The following is a 1,463-nucleotide window of genomic DNA, read 5'->3' as shown; positions in this document are numbered from 1 at the left end:
TTCGCATCTCGGACGGCGTCCTCGTCAACGACGGTCGCGGGCTGGTCGCCGCCCGTCGTGTAGCCGAGCTGTGATCCCTTCCACAGCTCCTGCTGGCGGGGGCGGATCCCCGCGAGGAGGTCGTGGTCGAAGTCGAGATCCTCGAGGTTGGCGAACTGAACCTCGATCTCGTGGACGTCGTCGGCGTCGACGTCGGCGGCGTCACCCACGTCGAGGACCCCGAGCAGGTTGACGCCGCTGTCGGTCAGCACGAGGTCGCCCCCGGCCTTGACGAACGCCTCGATGGCCGAGATGTACTGGGAACCGTCGAGCCCGTTGTCGTGGGAGACGACCAGTTTGTCGTACTGCCGCTTGCCAGACTGACCGCGGAGCAGTCGCCCCACCCTGACGTGGTGGACGCTGATCGCGTCCACGTCGCCGTCCTCGACGAACGGTTCCAGTTCGTCGAAGAACTACATCGGGTTGACCTCGTACTCGGTCTGTTCGTACCCCAGGGTCTCTCCTCTATTCGAACGATCATGAAACGGCGCTTGGAGCACGACCAGGTTGATGTCTCGGTCGAAGTTCGTCCCGAAGAGTCGCCCAAACGAGTTCGAACTGAACCGCCCAAAGTCGAACGGTTGTTCGCCACTTCCATGATGATACAACAGCGTCGGTGCGTCTCGTCCTCGCCACTGAGAGACGAGATATGCTGCCTGGAACTACCCAATGGGAGTGGATGCAGAGACTCCCTGAACACCCCCGGTTCGAATGTTCTCGATATCGATCGCCGTACCACTGACGACGTCACCGATCGGAGCGCTGGAAACTGACCGGGAAAAGAACCTGGAATTCCGCAAGAGCAGCCCACTCATCGAGATGGTCGCAACGTCGATGAGTTCGTGTCTGTTCATCGGTGTTCGGATTCAGGTTCGTCGTACGTGTTCCGACCTAGTGCGCGATTCGCCGGACACTTCTCGGCACCGGCTGTACCCAACAGTACGAACGCAGCAAAGAGGAGGACGGCAGCGACGATTCCCTGTGTGGGATCGCCGAGGGGTTCTCCGAAGGCGACCGTCACCATCATCGCTGCAACCAGGACGAGCCCGACGGCGATTCGGATCGTTCGATCAGTTCCGCCAACGTTTTTCTCCATACCAATTACTCCGATCGTTCTTCGCCGCGGGATAGCAGCCACCAGAGGGCTACGAACATGGCGATGAAGACAGCAGTTCCTTGAAGAAATTTGGTTCGTCGTGATTTCGAGTTATCAGTTGAATTTACCCGAATCGCTGCTCGGTCAGACCCTTCGTCAGTTGTGCGCTCGAACGTGGACAGAAATTTCATACTCAGTTCGCAACTCGTCACGAACGAAGGTAAGGATACGAGTCAATTCTTCGGCTCCGAGATCAATCCTCTTCCTTGTTCTACCATCGTAGCTCGTCGAGAAACGATGAGACCAGCACGGCTCTTGTGAGTGAAGG

General features: G+C 58.4%; 1 protein-coding gene and 2 pseudogenes. All 3 read right to left on the bottom strand.

The annotated features are described in order from the left end of the window. Positions 1-500, bottom strand: a pseudogene (locus tag QA600_RS22745) (peptidase M14); the annotation flags it as partial. Positions 501-503: 3 nt separating this feature from the next. Beyond that, positions 504-893: pseudogene (locus QA600_RS22740) on the bottom strand (hypothetical protein); the annotation flags it as partial. After that, positions 890-1,135 (bottom strand): DUF2892 domain-containing protein, encoded by a 246-nt coding sequence (locus tag QA600_RS22735; protein ID WP_278294218.1) that lies wholly within the window; start codon positions 1,133-1,135, stop codon positions 890-892. The gene QA600_RS22735 and the pseudogene QA600_RS22740, both read right to left, overlap by 4 nt. Positions 1,136-1,463 lie beyond the last annotated feature (328 nt).

The sequence above is a fragment of the Natronococcus sp. A-GB1 genome, from assembly GCF_029688845.1.
Classification (GTDB): Archaea; Halobacteriota; Halobacteria; order Halobacteriales; family Natrialbaceae; genus Natronococcus.
Note: the sequence above shows the minus strand (reverse complement) of the source record. Positions and strands in the feature narration are given on the sequence as shown.